The organism is Pseudarthrobacter sp. 1C304 (assembly GCF_052245515.1).
Classification (GTDB): domain Bacteria; phylum Actinomycetota; class Actinomycetes; order Actinomycetales; family Micrococcaceae; genus Arthrobacter.
Genome location: NZ_JBQQCH010000011.1, coordinates 89,848 through 103,965, shown reverse-complemented (window position 1 = coordinate 103,965; position 14,118 = coordinate 89,848). Strand labels below are relative to the sequence as shown.

Annotated in this window: 12 protein-coding genes and 2 tRNA genes; 10 read left to right on the top strand and 4 right to left on the bottom strand. The window is 69.2% G+C overall.

What is annotated here, in order from left to right:
• Positions 1–34 precede the first annotated feature (34 nt).
• The 4 genes from ACTWQD_RS17230 (at position 35) to ACTWQD_RS17215 (ending at position 3,862) form a co-directional block, all read left to right on the top strand.
• Positions 35–106, top strand: a tRNA-Gln gene (locus ACTWQD_RS17230).
• Positions 107–236: 130 nt separating this feature from the next.
• Positions 237–309: transfer RNA gene (locus tag ACTWQD_RS17225), tRNA-Glu, on the top strand.
• A 230-nt stretch (positions 310–539) separates the two neighbouring features.
• On the top strand, positions 540–2,249 hold the full coding sequence (locus ACTWQD_RS17220; protein ID WP_443197363.1) for a dynamin family protein: 1,710 nt from the start codon (positions 540–542) through the stop codon (positions 2,247–2,249).
• Positions 2,246–3,862 (top strand): GTPase, encoded by a 1,617-nt coding sequence (locus ACTWQD_RS17215; protein ID WP_443197346.1) that lies wholly within the window; start codon positions 2,246–2,248, stop codon positions 3,860–3,862. The genes ACTWQD_RS17220 and ACTWQD_RS17215 overlap by 4 nt, the downstream gene beginning before the upstream one ends.
• Positions 3,863–3,881: 19 nt before the next feature.
• Here ACTWQD_RS17215 and ACTWQD_RS17210 read toward each other — a convergent pair whose 3' ends face one another.
• Both ACTWQD_RS17210 and ACTWQD_RS17205 read right to left on the bottom strand, forming a co-directional pair.
• Positions 3,882–4,418 carry a DUF1697 domain-containing protein gene (locus ACTWQD_RS17210; protein ID WP_443197345.1) on the bottom strand — a complete coding sequence of 179 codons (537 nt, stop codon included), beginning with the start codon at positions 4,416–4,418 and terminating at the stop codon, positions 3,882–3,884.
• A gap of 15 nt (positions 4,419–4,433) precedes the next feature.
• Entirely contained in the window at positions 4,434–5,153 is a 720-nt protein-coding gene (locus ACTWQD_RS17205) for an IclR family transcriptional regulator (protein WP_264354313.1), read from the bottom strand.
• A 123-nt stretch (positions 5,154–5,276) separates the two neighbouring features.
• Between ACTWQD_RS17205 and leuC the strand changes: the two genes are divergently transcribed.
• Together leuC and leuD are read left to right on the top strand one after the other, a co-directional pair.
• On the top strand, positions 5,277–6,728 hold the full coding sequence (gene leuC, locus ACTWQD_RS17200) for a 3-isopropylmalate dehydratase large subunit (protein WP_443197344.1): 1,452 nt from the start codon (positions 5,277–5,279) through the stop codon (positions 6,726–6,728).
• A 9-nt stretch (positions 6,729–6,737) separates the two neighbouring features.
• Complete coding sequence (gene leuD / locus ACTWQD_RS17195) at positions 6,738–7,340, top strand: 3-isopropylmalate dehydratase small subunit (protein WP_443197343.1); 603 nt, start codon at positions 6,738–6,740, stop codon at positions 7,338–7,340.
• Positions 7,341–7,461: 121 nt separating this feature from the next.
• Here the strand turns inward: leuD and ACTWQD_RS17190 are convergent, their stop codons facing one another.
• Positions 7,462–8,724 (bottom strand): DUF7402 domain-containing protein, encoded by a 1,263-nt coding sequence (locus ACTWQD_RS17190; protein WP_443197342.1) that lies wholly within the window; start codon positions 8,722–8,724, stop codon positions 7,462–7,464.
• A gap of 436 nt (positions 8,725–9,160) precedes the next feature.
• Here ACTWQD_RS17190 and murA point away from each other — a divergent pair, with 436 nt between their 5' ends.
• Genes murA through ACTWQD_RS17170 form a run of 4 tightly spaced genes read left to right on the top strand, consistent with a single transcriptional unit; the run spans position 9,161 to position 13,480 of the window.
• Complete coding sequence (gene murA, locus ACTWQD_RS17185; protein ID WP_443197341.1) at positions 9,161–10,486, top strand: UDP-N-acetylglucosamine 1-carboxyvinyltransferase; 1,326 nt, start codon at positions 9,161–9,163, stop codon at positions 10,484–10,486.
• A gap of 11 nt (positions 10,487–10,497) precedes the next feature.
• On the top strand, positions 10,498–11,289 hold the full coding sequence (locus ACTWQD_RS17180; protein ID WP_443197340.1) for a lysophospholipid acyltransferase family protein: 792 nt from the start codon (positions 10,498–10,500) through the stop codon (positions 11,287–11,289).
• Positions 11,286–12,338 (top strand): NAD(P)H-dependent glycerol-3-phosphate dehydrogenase, encoded by a 1,053-nt coding sequence (locus ACTWQD_RS17175; protein WP_443197339.1) that lies wholly within the window; start codon positions 11,286–11,288, stop codon positions 12,336–12,338. The genes ACTWQD_RS17180 and ACTWQD_RS17175 overlap by 4 nt, the downstream gene beginning before the upstream one ends.
• Positions 12,335–13,480 carry a D-alanine--D-alanine ligase family protein gene (locus ACTWQD_RS17170; RefSeq protein ID WP_443197362.1) on the top strand — a complete coding sequence of 382 codons (1,146 nt, stop codon included), beginning with the start codon at positions 12,335–12,337 and terminating at the stop codon, positions 13,478–13,480. Before ACTWQD_RS17175 ends, ACTWQD_RS17170 begins: the two co-directional genes overlap by 4 nt.
• A gap of 3 nt (positions 13,481–13,483) precedes the next feature.
• Here the strand turns inward: ACTWQD_RS17170 and ACTWQD_RS17165 are convergent, their stop codons facing one another.
• Entirely contained in the window at positions 13,484–13,987 is a 504-nt protein-coding gene (locus ACTWQD_RS17165; RefSeq protein ID WP_443197338.1) for a DUF3515 family protein, read from the bottom strand.
• Positions 13,988–14,118 lie beyond the last annotated feature (131 nt).

Below are 14,118 nucleotides of genomic sequence, written 5' to 3'. Positions count from 1 at the left end.
GTTTAGACCTTCGGAAGCGGCCCGAAAGTTCCATTGGGATATGGTGTAATTGGCAACACTACGGTTTCTGGTACCGTCATTCTAGGTTCGAGTCCTGGTATCCCAGCTCTGAAAAACCCGCGGAAATCCGCGGCTGATCAGGGGTTTTGAATCGGTCCGCCGATTTGAAACACTGGCTAGGTGTGTGAAATACTCACTTAGCCTGAACGGCAGGAATGCTGTTCCGGAAAGTACACGGCCCCATCGTATAGCGGCCTAGTACGCTGCCCTCTCACGGCGGTAACGCGGGTTCGAATCCCGCTGGGGTCACAGATAAGACGGTCCCGGGCAACAGCCCGGGGCCGTTTTTCATTTGCCCGGAGCATGGGGCCAAGGCCCGGCCTGCCGGTGGCGCGGAACTGAGCCTCGCAACCCGGGCACCGCCGAACTGGCATGATGAAGCGGTGAGCTTCGAAGAAACCCACGGCAACGCCGTAGACCCGAACGCCGTAGACCCGAACGCCGTAGACCCGGACGCCGTAGACCCGCACGCCGTAGACCTGCTGGAAGCCGTCCACCGCGACCTCGCGGCAACGGCGCTGCCGCTGGCGCTGCCGGGTTCGGATGAGGCCCGGCAGGACATCCGCAGCGCCCTCGCCCAGCTCGATGACTACATCCTGCCCCGGTACCGCAGCCTGGACGCGCCGCTGCTGGCCGTCGTCGGCGGCTCCACCGGCGCCGGCAAGTCGACCCTTGTGAACGGGCTCGTGGGCCACGCGGTCACCCGCGCCGGCGCCATCCGTCCCACCACGCGCCAGCCCATCCTGCTGCACCACCCCGGCGACGGCCGCTGGTTCGAGGACCAGCGGGTCCTGCCGAGCCTGGCCCGGATCCGCGGCACGGTGAACGCGGAGCCGGTGCCGGCCAGCGAGGCCGGCCCCGCCCCGGACGCCGCCGCCATCACGTCGCTGGTTCTGGTGGCCGAGACGGCCGTGCCGCAGGGCATCGGGCTGCTGGACGCCCCCGACGTCGACTCGATCTCCGCGGACAACCGCAAGCTGGCCGGCCAGCTGCTGGCCGCCGCCGATCTGTGGGTGTTCGTCACCACCGCCAACCGCTACGCCGACGCCGTCCCCTGGCGCCTGCTGCTGGACGCGGCCTCCCGCGACATCATGGTGGCCGTGGTCCTGGACCGTGTCCCGCCGGCCGCCGAGGCCGAGGTCAGCGCCGACCTGCAGTCCATGCTCAGCCGGGAGGGCCTGGGCGGGGCCCGGCTCTTTGTGGTCCCCGAGGCGCCCCTGGACGCGATGGGCATGCTCCCTCCCGCCGCCGTGGAGCCGCTGCGGACGTGGCTGCAGGAGCTTGCCGCGGACGCCGCAGGCCGCGCGGACGTTGCCCGGCGGACGCTCAACGGGACCGTCAAGGCCCTTGGCAGCCGGGTGGAGGCTGTCGCGGTGGCTGCCGGAGAGCAGGAACGTGCCGCCGGCGTCCTCGCCGGGGACGCGCGCGACGCCTACCGGGACGCCGTCGCCAGGATTCTGGCGGCCACCCGGGACGGTGCCCTCCTGCGGGGCGAGGTCCTGGCCCGCTGGCAGGACTTCGTGGGCACGGGCGAGTTCTTCCGGGCCATGGAACAGAACATCGGACGCTTCCGCGACCGGCTGGGTGCCTTCTTCCGCGGCGAGCCAGCGCCGGCTGTGCGGGTGGAGACGGCGATCGAAACCGGCCTGCAGGCCGTGATCATCGACGAGGCGGCCAACGCGGCCGAAGATGCGGACGCGCGCTGGCGCTCCGATCCGGCCGGCCGCCAACTGCTGGGCGGCGACGACCTGTCCGGAACCTCCGACGGCTTCGCCGACAAGGCGGCCGCCGAGATCCGCGCCTGGCAGGGGAGCCTCATGGAACTGATCCGGACCGAGGGCCAGGGCAAACGCACCCAGGCCCGCTGGCTGTCCTTTGGCATCAACGGACTCGGCGCCGCCCTGATGATCGTGGTGTTCTCCATGACGGCCGGACTCACCGGGCTGGAAGTCGGTGTCGCCGGCGGCACCGCCATCGCCGGGCAGCGGCTGCTGGAAGCGGTGTTCGGCGAGGACGCCGTGCGCCGGCTAGCCCAGAAGGCCCGCGAGGACCTCCACGCCCGCTGCGAGAGCCTGCTGCAGGATGAACAAGAGCGTTTCCTGTCCCGGCTTGAGCTCCCCGGCGGTGTGGCCCCGGAGGTTCTGTCCGGTCATGCTGCTGCCCTGCGCCGGCTGGCGGCCTCCGCATGAGCCGCCATGGTGCCGCTGCGCAGGCCTCCCGGCTGGACCGCCGGCTGGAGGCCCTGAACGAGGCCCGCGAACTGGCCGCCGGTGCGCTCCCGGAGGATGTCCTGGACGGAGTGCTGCAGGTGCTGGACCGGGCCAGCACCCGGCGCTCCCTCTCGGCGGACCACACCGTCGTCGGGTTCTTCGGGGCCACCGGCAGCGGAAAGTCGTCCCTGTTCAACGCCGTCAGCGGCGAGGAAATCGCGACGGCGGCCGCCCGGCGGCCCACCACCTCGGAACCGCTGGCCGGCATCTGGGGCGCCGAGGGCAGCGACCAGCTGTTGGACTGGCTGGATGTCCGCAACCGGCACCACGCCCGGCCGGTGCCCGGCTTCGCGGACGAGGCCACCGGCCTGATCCTCCTGGACCTTCCCGACTTCGACTCCACCCGCGCCGCCAACCGCGAGATCGTGGAGCGGATGGTGGGGCTGGTGGACGTCCTCGTCTGGGTGCTCGATCCGCAAAAATATGCCGACGCCGCGGTGCACAACGATTTCCTCACCCCGCTGGCATCCCACGGCGCCGTCACCCTGGTGGTGCTGAACCAGATCGACCGGCTCCCGGAGCGGGACGTTCCGCCGGTGCTGGAATCACTCAAGGCCATCCTGGCGCGCGACGGACTGGGCAAAGTGCAGGTTCTGGGTGCCTCCGCCGTGACCGGAACCGGCGTGGACAGGGTCCGGGCCGCCATCCGCCAGGTGGCGACGCAGCGCCAGGCGCAGTCCCAGCGCCTGGGGGCCGATGTCACCCGGGCCTCGGCACAGCTGGCCGAGGCCTCCGGCGCGGGGGAGGCGGCCGGAGTCAGGGCGGCGTCCCGGGCGCGGCTGGCAGAGGAACTGGCGGTCGCGGCCAACGTCCCGGTGGTGGTGGACGCCGTGGTCCGGTCGTACCAGCTGGAATCGACCCGCCGCACCGGCTGGCCCGTCACCCGCTGGCTGGTCCGGTTCCGGCCTGATCCGCTGCGACGGCTCAACCTGCGCCGCGAGGGATCCCGGCCGGAGCTGAACCGCACCTCGCTGCCACCGGCCGGAGCCCCGGAGCGGGCCCGCACGGACGCCGCCGTCCGGGACTTTGCCGATGCGGCCTCCGACGGCGCACCCGGGCCGTGGCGCGCCGTCATCCGGGGCGCCGCCCGCGAAGGCCGGGAGCAACTGCCCGACGCGCTGGACCAGGCCATCGCCTCGACCGAGCTGAAGGCCGGAAGCAAGGCCTGGTGGTGGACGCCTTTCAACATCGTGCAGTGGCTGGCGCTGCTGACCGCACTCGGCGGTTTTGCCTGGCTGGGCGCGCTTGCTGTGCTGGGCTACTTCCAGCTCCCGGTGCCGGAGGTGGCCCGGGTGGAGGGCTGGCCGGTGCCCACGGTCATGATCGCCGGCGGAGCGCTCCTGGGCATAGTCCTGGCCATCCTGGCGAAGTTCATCGCGGGAGCCGCCGCGCGGGCACGGGGCGCCGCGGCCAGGAAGCGGCTCCAGTCGGCCGTCGCCGCCGTCGGCGAGAAGCTGGTGGTGGAGCCGGTGGAGCTGGAGGTGAGCCGGCTGGGGTCCTTCAACAAGGCTGTGCAGGCGGCGGCACGGTGACCGCCTCGCCGCAGACCGGCTAGAGGAGCGCCGCGGCGTCCCGGACCTTGATCATGGTGCGCAGGTTGCGGGTGGTGGTGGAGGCCTTGTACTTCGGCTTGGCGGACAGTTTGCTGAACGGGCTCTGCAGCGTGCCGCCGGCGGGCGCCAGCCACGCCAGCACCTCCGGACCCAGGCTGGTCAGCTCGACCCCGTCCAGTGCGGTGCCGGCCTCATACAACTCCGCCAGCACACCGGCATCCGAGCCGAGCGTGAGGTACGTGTGCGTGGACTCGTCGTCCGCCGGGTAGGGGCAAGCGGCCACCAGTTCGCCCACCCGGTCCGCAGCCAAGACAACCACCCAAGCGTCATAGCCAAAGCGCTCCCGGAGGCAGGCCTCGAATTCTTCCTTCACGTCGGCGGGGGACAGCTGGCTGGACAGCACTACGTTGCCGCTGGCCAGAAGGGTCTTCACGCCCGAGAACGGGCAGCCCTTCAGGGCCTCCTTCAGTTCGGCCATCTTGATGGTGATGCCGCCGACGTTTACGCCGCGCAGGAATACCGCATAACTGCTCATGCGGCCAGCCTAAGCTCAGTCGCCGGTTTTGCGGAGCGCCTCGGTCAGCACCCGCGCCGCGTTGCAGACCACTTCGGCGTGCAGCCGGCCGGGCTGGCGGGTCAGGCGCTCGATCGGGCCCGAGATGGACACCGCGGCAATCACCCGGCCGGAGGGCCCGCGCACCGGGGCAGACACGGAGGCGACCCCGGGCTCACGTTCGCCGAGGCTCTGGCCCCAGCCCCGGCGTCGGACGCCGGCCAGAACAGTGGGGGTAAAGCGGGCGGCCTGCAGGCCCTCGAGGAGGCGGTCGTGGTCCTCCCAGGCGAGCAGCACCTGGGCCGCGGAGCCGGCCTTCATGGACAGCTGCGTGCCGACCGGGATGGTGTCCCGCAGCCCGATGGGCCGTTCGGCGGACGCCACGCAGACCCGCCAGTCGCCCTGCCGGCGGAAAATCTGGGCGCTCTCGCCCGTGGCGTCGCGCAGCTGCATGAGGACAGGACCGGCGGAGGCAATCAGGCGGTCCTCGCCGGCCGCTGACGCGAGCTCAACGAGGCGGCTGCCCAGCACAAAGCGGCCCTGGATGTCCCGGCTGACCAGCCGGTGGTGGACCAGCGCCAGTGCCAGCCGGTGCACGGTGGGCCGCGCCAGTCCCGTGGCTGCGACAAGCTGCGCCAGGGTGGTTGGGCCGGCCTCAAGTGCGTCAAGCACATGGGCCGCTTTATCGATGACACCGACTCCACTAGAATTGTCCATGGAATGATATTGCCGTCTCATTATCTGAGATGCAAGTCAGCGCGCTGGCGCGTTACGCAGGCAGGCTGGTTCAGTGGTGGGAGCAAGCCCGCAAGGACCAAACCGCAGTGAAGGGAGAAGGCCGTGGCAAAGACACTGGCCGAGAAAGTCTGGGACGCGCACGTGGTGCGCAAAGGTGACGGCGAAGGAGCCAACGCCCAGCCCGACCTCCTCTTCATCGACCTGCACCTTGTCCACGAAGTGACGTCGCCGCAGGCCTTCGAGGGCCTCCGCCTGGCCGGGCGCCGGCTGCGCCGGCCCGACCTCACCATTGCCACCGAGGACCACAACACTCCCACGCTGGACATCGACAAGCCAATTGCCGATCTCACCAGCCGCACGCAGATCCAGACCCTGCGGAACAACTGCCAGGAGTTCGGGGTGCGGCTGCACTCCCTGGGCGACGCCGAACAGGGGATCGTGCACGTCGTCGGCCCGCAGCTGGGCCTCACCCAGCCCGGCATGACAGTGGTCTGCGGCGACTCCCACACCTCCACGCACGGGGCGTTCGGCGCCCTGGCGATGGGCATCGGCACGTCCGAGGTGGAGCACGTCATGGCCACCCAGACGCTGTCCCTGAAGCCCTTCAAGACCATGGCCATCAACGTCGAAGGGACCCTGAAGCCGGGTGTGTCCGCCAAGGACATCATCCTCGCCGTCATCGCCAAGATCGGCACCGGCGGAGGCCAGGGCTACGTGCTGGAATACCGCGGCTCCGCGATCCGGGCGCTGTCCATGGAAGCCCGGATGACCATCTGCAACATGTCCATCGAGGCCGGCGCCCGCGCCGGCATGGTCGCTCCGGACCAGACCACCTACGACTACATGTTCGGCCGGCCGCACGCTCCGCAGGGCGCCGAGTGGGACGCCGCCGTCGAGTACTGGAACACCCTCCGCTCCGAGGACGACGCGACGTTCGACGTCGAGGTGGACCTCGACGCCGACACCCTGGAGCCGTTCGTGACCTGGGGGACCAACCCGGGCCAGGGCGTGTCACTGTCCGCCACGGTGCCGTCGCCCGAGGACTTCGCCGACGAGAACGCGAAGGCGGCCGCCGAGCGGGCCCTGCAGTACATGGGCCTGGCAGCCGGAACCCCGATGAAGGAGATCCGGGTGGACACCGTCTTCCTGGGCTCCTGCACCAACTCCCGGATGGAGGACCTCCGCGCCGCCGCGGACATCATCCGGGGCCGCACCAAGGATCCCAACATCCGGATGCTGGTGGTGCCGGGCTCCGCCCGCGTCCGGCTCGAGGCGGAGGCAGAGGGCCTGGACAAGGTGTTCAAGGACTTCGGCGCCGAGTGGCGCTTTGCCGGCTGCTCCATGTGCCTGGGCATGAACCCGGACCAGCTGGAACCGGGGGAGCGGTGCGCTTCGACCTCGAACCGCAACTTCGAGGGCCGCCAGGGCAAGGGTGGCCGCACCCACCTGGTCTCCCCGGTGGTGGCTGCCGCCACGGCAATCCGCGGCACCCTGAGTTCGCCGTCGGACCTGGACCCCGCCCCGCAACCCGCCGTCCGCATCGACGCAGCCTAGGAGCCCGCCATGGAAAAGTTCACCACCCACACCGGCATCGGCGTCCCGCTGCGCCAGAGCAACGTCGACACGGACCAGATCATCCCCGCTGTCTATCTCAAGCGCATCACCCGCACCGGCTTCGAGGACGCGCTCTTCGCGGCCTGGCGCAAGGACCCGTCATTCATCCTCAACCAGGAGCCGTTCAACGCCGGCTCCGTCCTGGTGGCCGGGCCCGACTTCGGCACCGGATCCTCCCGCGAGCATGCCGTCTGGGCGCTCAAGGACTACGGCTTCAAGACCGTGCTGTCCTCCCGCTTCGCCGACATCTTCCGGGGCAACTCCGGCAAGCAGGGCCTGCTCGCCGCCGAGGTGGCCCAGGACGACATCGAGCTCATCTGGAAGGAGCTGGAGAACGCCCCGGGCACCGCGGTCACCGTGGACCTCGTCTCCAAGACGGTCCAGTGCGGCACCATCGTGGCCCCGTTTGAGATCGACGACTACACCCGCTGGCGCCTGCTCGAGGGCCTGGACGACATCGGCCTGACCCTCCAGCACGAGGACGACATCACCGCCTACGAGGCCACCCGGCCCGCTTTCAAGCCAAAGACGCTGCCGGCCAAGCTCTCCTGACTGCGCCGCTCCGCTGCACTTTTACTGCAACGCGGGGTCACTCCCGGCCGATAAATCCCTTTGGGACCGGCCGGAAGTGACCCCGCGTTGCTGTTTAAGGCGGGGGTTCGACGGCGGGGTTTCAGTTTCCGTAGGCCTGGAGCTCAGCGAGGCCGATGTTGCGGGTGGTGCCGCTGACGGTGGTGATGGTGAGTCGGAGGCTGGTGGTGGCGCGGTCGGGGAAGGTGACGGTGGTGGCCTGGCCGGCGTTGTTCAGCGCCGGGACCGGGACGGTGGTGCCGTCGGAGAAGGCCATGGTGGCGGCGGTGATCTGGTCGTTGCTGTTGGGCCGGTCATAGAGGACCACGCGGTTGAGGGTGACGGCGGCGGGGAAGGCGAGGTTCAGGTAGCTTCCGGCTTTCCCGCCGACGGTGGCCCATTCCTTGGTCGCATCCACGGGGTGCCCGGCGATCACGCCGTCGACGGCTTTGGCCGCGGCCTGCCCCGAGGTGGTGTTCTCCGAACTCGCCGTCACCGCCGCGGTGGCCGCGACGTTCGCGGGATCGGGCCCGGCCGCCGGAACCGCCGCAGGCCCGGACACGGTGTAGGACCGGGAGAGCCACTTGCCGATCGAATTGTTGGAGCAGTCGAGGGCGGTGGTGCACGTCTTGGAATCGTGCTGGGCATAGACCAGGAACGCTTCGGTCTTGTCCGACAGGTCGGGATCGAACACATTGGACGGGCGCTGGGAAGTGCCGTAGCCCTGGTATCCGGTGATGGTATGGGCCGTGCTGTACTGCTGCTGCGCGGCGTGGGCGAGGTAGGCGACGGAGTGGTGGTCGCTGTGGTCCCCGTCGCCGTACGTGCCGGCGAAGTCCAACGTGGAAATCCGGTCCGGCTGGTAGCTGTTCATCAGGGCCAGCAGGGTGCCCTGCAGCCCTGCGAGAGTGTACGACGACGAGCGGTCAACGGCCGTGATGGTGCCGATCGCGCCGCTGTAGAGCTTCTGGACGCTCTGGTACCCGTAATTGGATCCGCCCCGCCCGTCGCGGTGGCCGTCCGGCAGCCGCATAAACGCCAGCGATAGCCGGGCCGCCCCGTCCAGGGTGGCAACCGGAATCGGGTGCCCGGCAACCCCGGCGTCCGAGACAGACCACGCGTCCGGAACCCCGGCGAGATGCGCGTAAGCGGCCTTCACCCCGTCCTCCCTCGCACTCCAGTAGTCCTCGGAGTCATTTGCATCCCCGGCCGTGAGGTAGACGGTGCGCACACACAGGCCGTCCCGGACGGCCGAAAGCAGCATGGGGCTCTGGAAGATCAGGTCATCATCCTGGTGGGCAACAATGTTCATCGTCGACCCCGCGGGGCAGCCGGGAGCAGCCGCGGCGTCGGGTGCGGTGGCCATACTCCCGGCAAGCGCAACCGCGGCTCCGGTTGCGAGAAGGGCCCGGGACAATCGGCGGAGCCGGGGAAACGGCATGTGCCTCACCTCACTGGTCAGCGTGCAGTTGCTTCTGGCGGCAACCGCCCTGCCCGTTGCCGCCGGGGCTGTGGCGGGCCCTTACTGTCGAGGATGGTGGCCGTGGGACACCTCACACCACGAGGACGCATACCCGATTCGCCCCCCGGAGCACCCGTCTTTTGCCGCCGGCTACTGGCAGGCGGCGTCCGAAAAGCAGGTACCCCGGGCGGGGCCCCCGTTTGGGGCCGCACGCGCGGGGAAAGAGCGGCCGTAGCCGCGCCGGAATGCGCCCGTATTTCAGATCGGTAACGCAAGCTCCTATGCTTAGCAGGTGCCTTTGTAAGGATTTGGGGGCGAGTAGTCGTGAGGAAACCGGTATATGAGTAGTGTTCTGACAATCCGCGGAGGCGTCCCGCTGACTGGCCGCGTCACCGTGCGGGGGGCCAAGAATCTTGTCCCCAAAGCCATGGTGGCCGCCCTGCTGGGCAACGAGCCGTCCGTGCTGCGCAACGTCCCTGAGATCAAGGACGTCGAGGTTGTCACCAGCCTGCTCCAGCTCCACGGCGTCACGGTCGAGAAGGACCCCCACACCGGGGACCTGACCCTCGACCCCACCAACGCCAAGACCGCCTCCCACACGGCCATCGACGCGCACGCCGGCGATTCCCGGATCCCGATCCTGCTGTGCGGGCCCCTGATCCACGCGATCGGCGAGGCGTTCATCCCGGACCTCGGCGGATGCAAAATCGGCGACCGCCCCATCGATTACCACCTGAACGTGCTGCGGCAGTTCGGCGCCGTGGTGGAGAAGCGGCCCGGCGGCATCCACATCTCCGCTCCGGGCGGCCTCAAGGGCGCCAAGATTTCGTTGCCCTACCCGTCCGTGGGCGCCACGGAGCAGGTGCTGCTCAGCGCTACCCGGGCCGAGGGCATCACCGAACTCTCCGGTGCGGCCACCGAGCCGGAAATCGTCGACCTGATCGCCGTGCTGCAGAAGATGGGCGCGATCATCAGCGTCCAGACGGACCGCACCATCCGCATCGAGGGTGTCCCGGATCTTGGCGGCTACAACCACCGTGCGCTCTCGGACCGCAACGAGTCGGCATCCTGGGCCTCCGCCGCCCTGGTCACGCGCGGCGACATCTTCGTCGAAGGCGCCACCCAGCGCGACATGATGACCTTCCTCAACACCTACCGCAAGGTGGGCGGCGGGATGGACATCGGCGACGACGGGATCCGGTTCTACCACAAGGGCGGCAAGCTCACGCCCCTGGTCCTCGAGACGGACGTGCACCCCGGGTTCATGACCGACTGGCAGCAGCCCCTCATTGTGGCGCTCACGCAGGCCGAAGGCGTCTCGATCGTCCATGAGACGGTCTACGAGAACCGCTTTGGTTTCACCGAGGCGCTGATCCGGATGGGCGCCAACATCCAGGTCCACCGCGAGTGCCTCGGCAGCGTCCCGTGCCGGTTCGGCCAGCGCAATTTCCTGCACTCGGCCGTCATTTCCGGGCCCGCCCAGCTGACCGGCACCGACATCGACGTGCCGGACCTCCGCGGCGGGTTCAGCCACCTGATCGCGGCACTGGCCGCCAACGGCACCTCCCGGGTCACTGGAATCGACATCATCAACCGCGGCTACGAGCGTTTCACCGAGAAGCTCGCCGGCCTGGGCGCCGATTTCGACATCACCTCGGCCGAATAGCGGGCGCCGACGTGAAGGAAACGGCCAAGAGCCACGTCACCTTTGTTGTTGTTGCCGGCATTGTCCGGCCGGTCATGAACCTGCTGATGCGGAGGGAGTGGATCGGCCTGGAGAAGCTTCCGGCCGGGGGCTTCATTGCGGCGCCCAACCACTGCACCGAAATCGATCCGCTGGTGGTGGCACACATGCTCTACAACCAGCAGCGGATGCCGCGCTTCCTGGCCAAGGCCGGGCTCTTCAAGGTGCCCGTACTGGGGTTCGTGCTGCGCGCCACCAAGCAGATCCCGGTGGAGCGCTCGACGGCGGGCGCCAACCGCTCGCTGAAGATCGCCAAGGAAGTGGTGGACGGGGGCGGAGCGATCATCATCTACCCCGAGGGCACGCTGACCCGGGATCCCGACCTGTGGCCGATGAAAGGCCATACCGGCGCCGCCCGCATGGCGCTGGAAAGTGGCATCCCCGTGGTCCCGATGGCGCACTGGGGTGCCCACGAGGTCCTTCCCCGCTACGCCAAGCGGCTCCACATCTTCCCCCGCAAGACCTCACGCCTGGTGGTGGGCGATCCGGTGGACCTCAGTGCCTTCGCCGGCCGCCCGCTGGACAAGGCCACGCTGACGGAAGCCACCAATGTGATCATGGAGGCCATCACCGAGCTGCTGGCCACCCTGCGCAGCGGCCAGCCGCCGCTGGTCCGCTGGGACCCCGCGGCCCACAACCAGTCCACCCACGGGCGCTTCACGGAGGGCGGCGCTGGCAGCCGTCCCGCCGGGCCGAACGAGAAGACCGGGGACAGCACCCAATGACATTCGATCAAATGCGGGGACCGTCGGCCACCAAGGTAGCTGTACTCGGAGCGGGCTCCTGGGGGACCACGTTTGCGAAGATCCTCGCTGACGCCGCAACGGCGTCCGGCGTCGAACGCGACATCCGGGTCTGGGGCCGGCGCGGCGAGGTGGTCGAGCAGATTAACCTAAAGCACCGGAACGAGCAATACCTCAAGGACATCGCGCTTCCGCCGAGCATCACCGCCTCCGCCGACGTCGCCGAGGTCCTGGCGGACGCCGAACTGGTGGTGCTCGCCGTCCCGGCGCAGACCCTGCGGCCCCAGCTGCGCGAGTGGAAAAACCTCCTGGCGCCGGGCGCGCTGGTGGTGTCCCTGATGAAGGGACTGGAACTGCACTCCGATTCCCGGATGAGCGAAGTCATCTCCGAAGAGCTGGGGATCCCCGCCGCCCGGATCGCCGTGGTCTCCGGGCCCAACCTGGCGATGGAAATCGCCCGGGAAGAGCCCACCGCCTCGGTGGTGGCCTGCTCGGACCCCGTGGCGGCCGGCTGGATCGCACGCAGTTGCACCGCCCCGTACTTCCGCCCGTACACCACGGGCGATGTGGTCGGCGTCGAAATCGGCGGGATCGTCAAGAACATCATTGCGCTGGCCGTCGGCATCTGCGAGGGCAAGCAGATGGGCGACAACACCAAAGCGTCGGTTATCACCCGCGGGCTGGCGGAAACGTCACGCCTCACCCTGGCCCTCGGCGGCCAGGCCCAGACCATGGCCGGACTCGCCGGCCTGGGGGACCTCGTGGCAACCTGTTCCTCGCCGCTCTCCCGGAACCACACGGCCGGCCGGCTGCTGGGCAAGGGCCTGAGCCTGGACGAGGTCACCGCGGAAATGACGCAGACCGCCGAGGGCATCAAGTCCGCCCAGGCCGTTCATGAGCTGGCCGGCAAGCTGGGCGTCGAAATGCCCATCACCGCCGCGGTGGTTGCCGTCCTGGCCGGAAAACTGTCCGTTGACGAACTGGGGCCGCTCCTGCTGTCCCGGGACCTGAAACCCGAAGGCGATTACTGAGCGTGACCGAAGAAACTTTGACCACTGAAGGCCAGGCCGCCCGGCCCCGCGTGGCGGTGCTGTTCGGTGGCCGTTCCAGCGAACACGCGGTCAGCTGCGTGACGGCGGCCGGCGTGCTCGGCGCCATTGACCAGACGAAGTACGAGGTGATCCCGATCGGGATCGCCAAGACCGGCCAGTGGGTCCTTGCCTCCGCCGACACCCGGAACTGGTCGCTGTCGGCGTCGTCCCTGCCTGAGGTCGCATCGTCGGCCCGGACCGTGGCGCTGACCGAAATCGGCGGCGAACACCAGCTGATTGTCGCTTCCCCGAACGAGGTGCCGCAGGAACTGGGCGCCGTGGACGTGGTGTTCCCGCTGCTGCACGGCCCGTTCGGCGAGGACGGCACCATCCAGGGGTTCCTGGAGCTCTCCGACACCCGCTACGTGGGGGCCGGCGTGCTGGCGTCCGCGGTCGGCATGGACAAGCACTTCATGAAGGTGGTCTTTGAATCCGCCGGACTCCGGGTGGGGCCGTACATCGCGGTCACAGACCGGCAGTGGCGCAACGATCCGGAGACTGTCCGCAAGCGTGTGGACCAGCTGGGTTTCCCGGTCTTCGTCAAGCCCGCCCGGGCGGGATCGTCCATGGGCATCTCCAAGGTGGATTCCCTCGAAGGCCTGGACGCCGCGATTGAGGCCGCCCGCGAACACGACCCGAAGCTGGTCATCGAGGCCGGCATTGTGGGCCGGGAGATCGAGTGCGCCGTGCTGGAGGGCCGGGGTACGGACACTCCCAGGACGTCCATGCCGGGGGAGATCTCCGTGGCCGGCGGCGGGCACGACTTCTACGACTTCAACGCCAAGTACGTGGACGACGCCGCGGCGCTCAGCTGCCCGGCCGACCTCCCGGACGAAGCCATAGCCCGGGTCCGCGAACTGGCCGCCGTCGCGTTTGACGCAGTGGGCGCCGAGGGGCTCAGCCGAGTTGATTTCTTCTACACCCCCGAGGGCGAACTGATCATCAACGAGATCAACACGATGCCCGGGTTCACCCCGAAGAGCATGTACCCGCAGATGTGGAAGGCGTCCGGCCTGGGCTACGCGGAGCTGATCGACGAACTGATCTATCTCGCCCTGCACCGCAAGACCGGCCTGCGCTAACGCCTACTTTCCGGTCGGCAGGTTCTGCAGGTCCGCCTGGCCCACGCAGTTCCGCGCCGCCGGCACCTTCGCGGCCGCGGCGGCAAGCTCCGCGAGGACGGTGGCGGAGCTGATCTTGTCCGGGTCCATCAGGATCTCGGTGGCCGGTTCGCGCCCGAACGTGGTCAGTGTCCACACCGGGTTGCCTTCCTTGATGACCCAGTCGACCCCGTTCACGGAGACGCAGCGGTCCGTCGTCGGGCCCGGAACGTTCACGCCGCAGCGCAGGATCACGAGCGACGGGTCGCCCCATGCCGCGGTTGCCTGGCTGTTGGTCTTGCGCAGCTTGGCCTCCCCGATCTCATCCGGCAGCGCCACCATCATGGGGGCGCAGGCGGCGTTCGCGGCGTCCTTGGCGGGCTCGACGTCGACCACCGGGGAGCATGCGCTCAGGACGATCCCTGCGGCGGCCGCCGCGGCGAAAAGGCGGAACGGGCGTGCGGAGGCCGGGAAACGGAAGGGCTGCATGCTTTAAGCCTATCCCGGCCCGGCGTACGCCGCGGCGGCGCAGACCACCAGCTCGTGCCGCCGCATGCAGGTCCGAGGACGCCCGGACGACGCTGCGGTGAACCAGCGGTGGCGCCGCGGTGAACCGGCGG

Bases quoted from the DNA above. Each gene is read 5' to 3' on its own strand.
- ACTWQD_RS17215 (WP_443197346.1), top strand. From the start codon at position 2,246: ATGAGCCGCCATGGTGCCGCTGCGCAGGCCTCCCGGCTGGACCGCCGG.
- leuD (WP_443197343.1), top strand. From the start codon at position 6,738: ATGGAAAAGTTCACCACCCACACCGGCATCGGCGTCCCGCTGCGCCAG.
- murA (WP_443197341.1), top strand. From the start codon at position 9,161: ATGAGTAGTGTTCTGACAATCCGCGGAGGCGTCCCGCTGACTGGCCGC.
- ACTWQD_RS17165 (WP_443197338.1), bottom strand. From the start codon at position 13,987: ATGCAGCCCTTCCGTTTCCCGGCCTCCGCACGCCCGTTCCGCCTTTTC.
- ACTWQD_RS17190 (WP_443197342.1), bottom strand. From the start codon at position 8,724: ATGGCCACCGCACCCGACGCCGCGGCTGCTCCCGGCTGCCCCGCGGGG.
- ACTWQD_RS17205 (WP_264354313.1), bottom strand. From the start codon at position 5,153: ATGGACAATTCTAGTGGAGTCGGTGTCATCGATAAAGCGGCCCATGTG.
- ACTWQD_RS17210 (WP_443197345.1), bottom strand. From the start codon at position 4,418: ATGAGCAGTTATGCGGTATTCCTGCGCGGCGTAAACGTCGGCGGCATC.
- ACTWQD_RS17175 (WP_443197339.1), top strand. From the start codon at position 11,286: ATGACATTCGATCAAATGCGGGGACCGTCGGCCACCAAGGTAGCTGTA.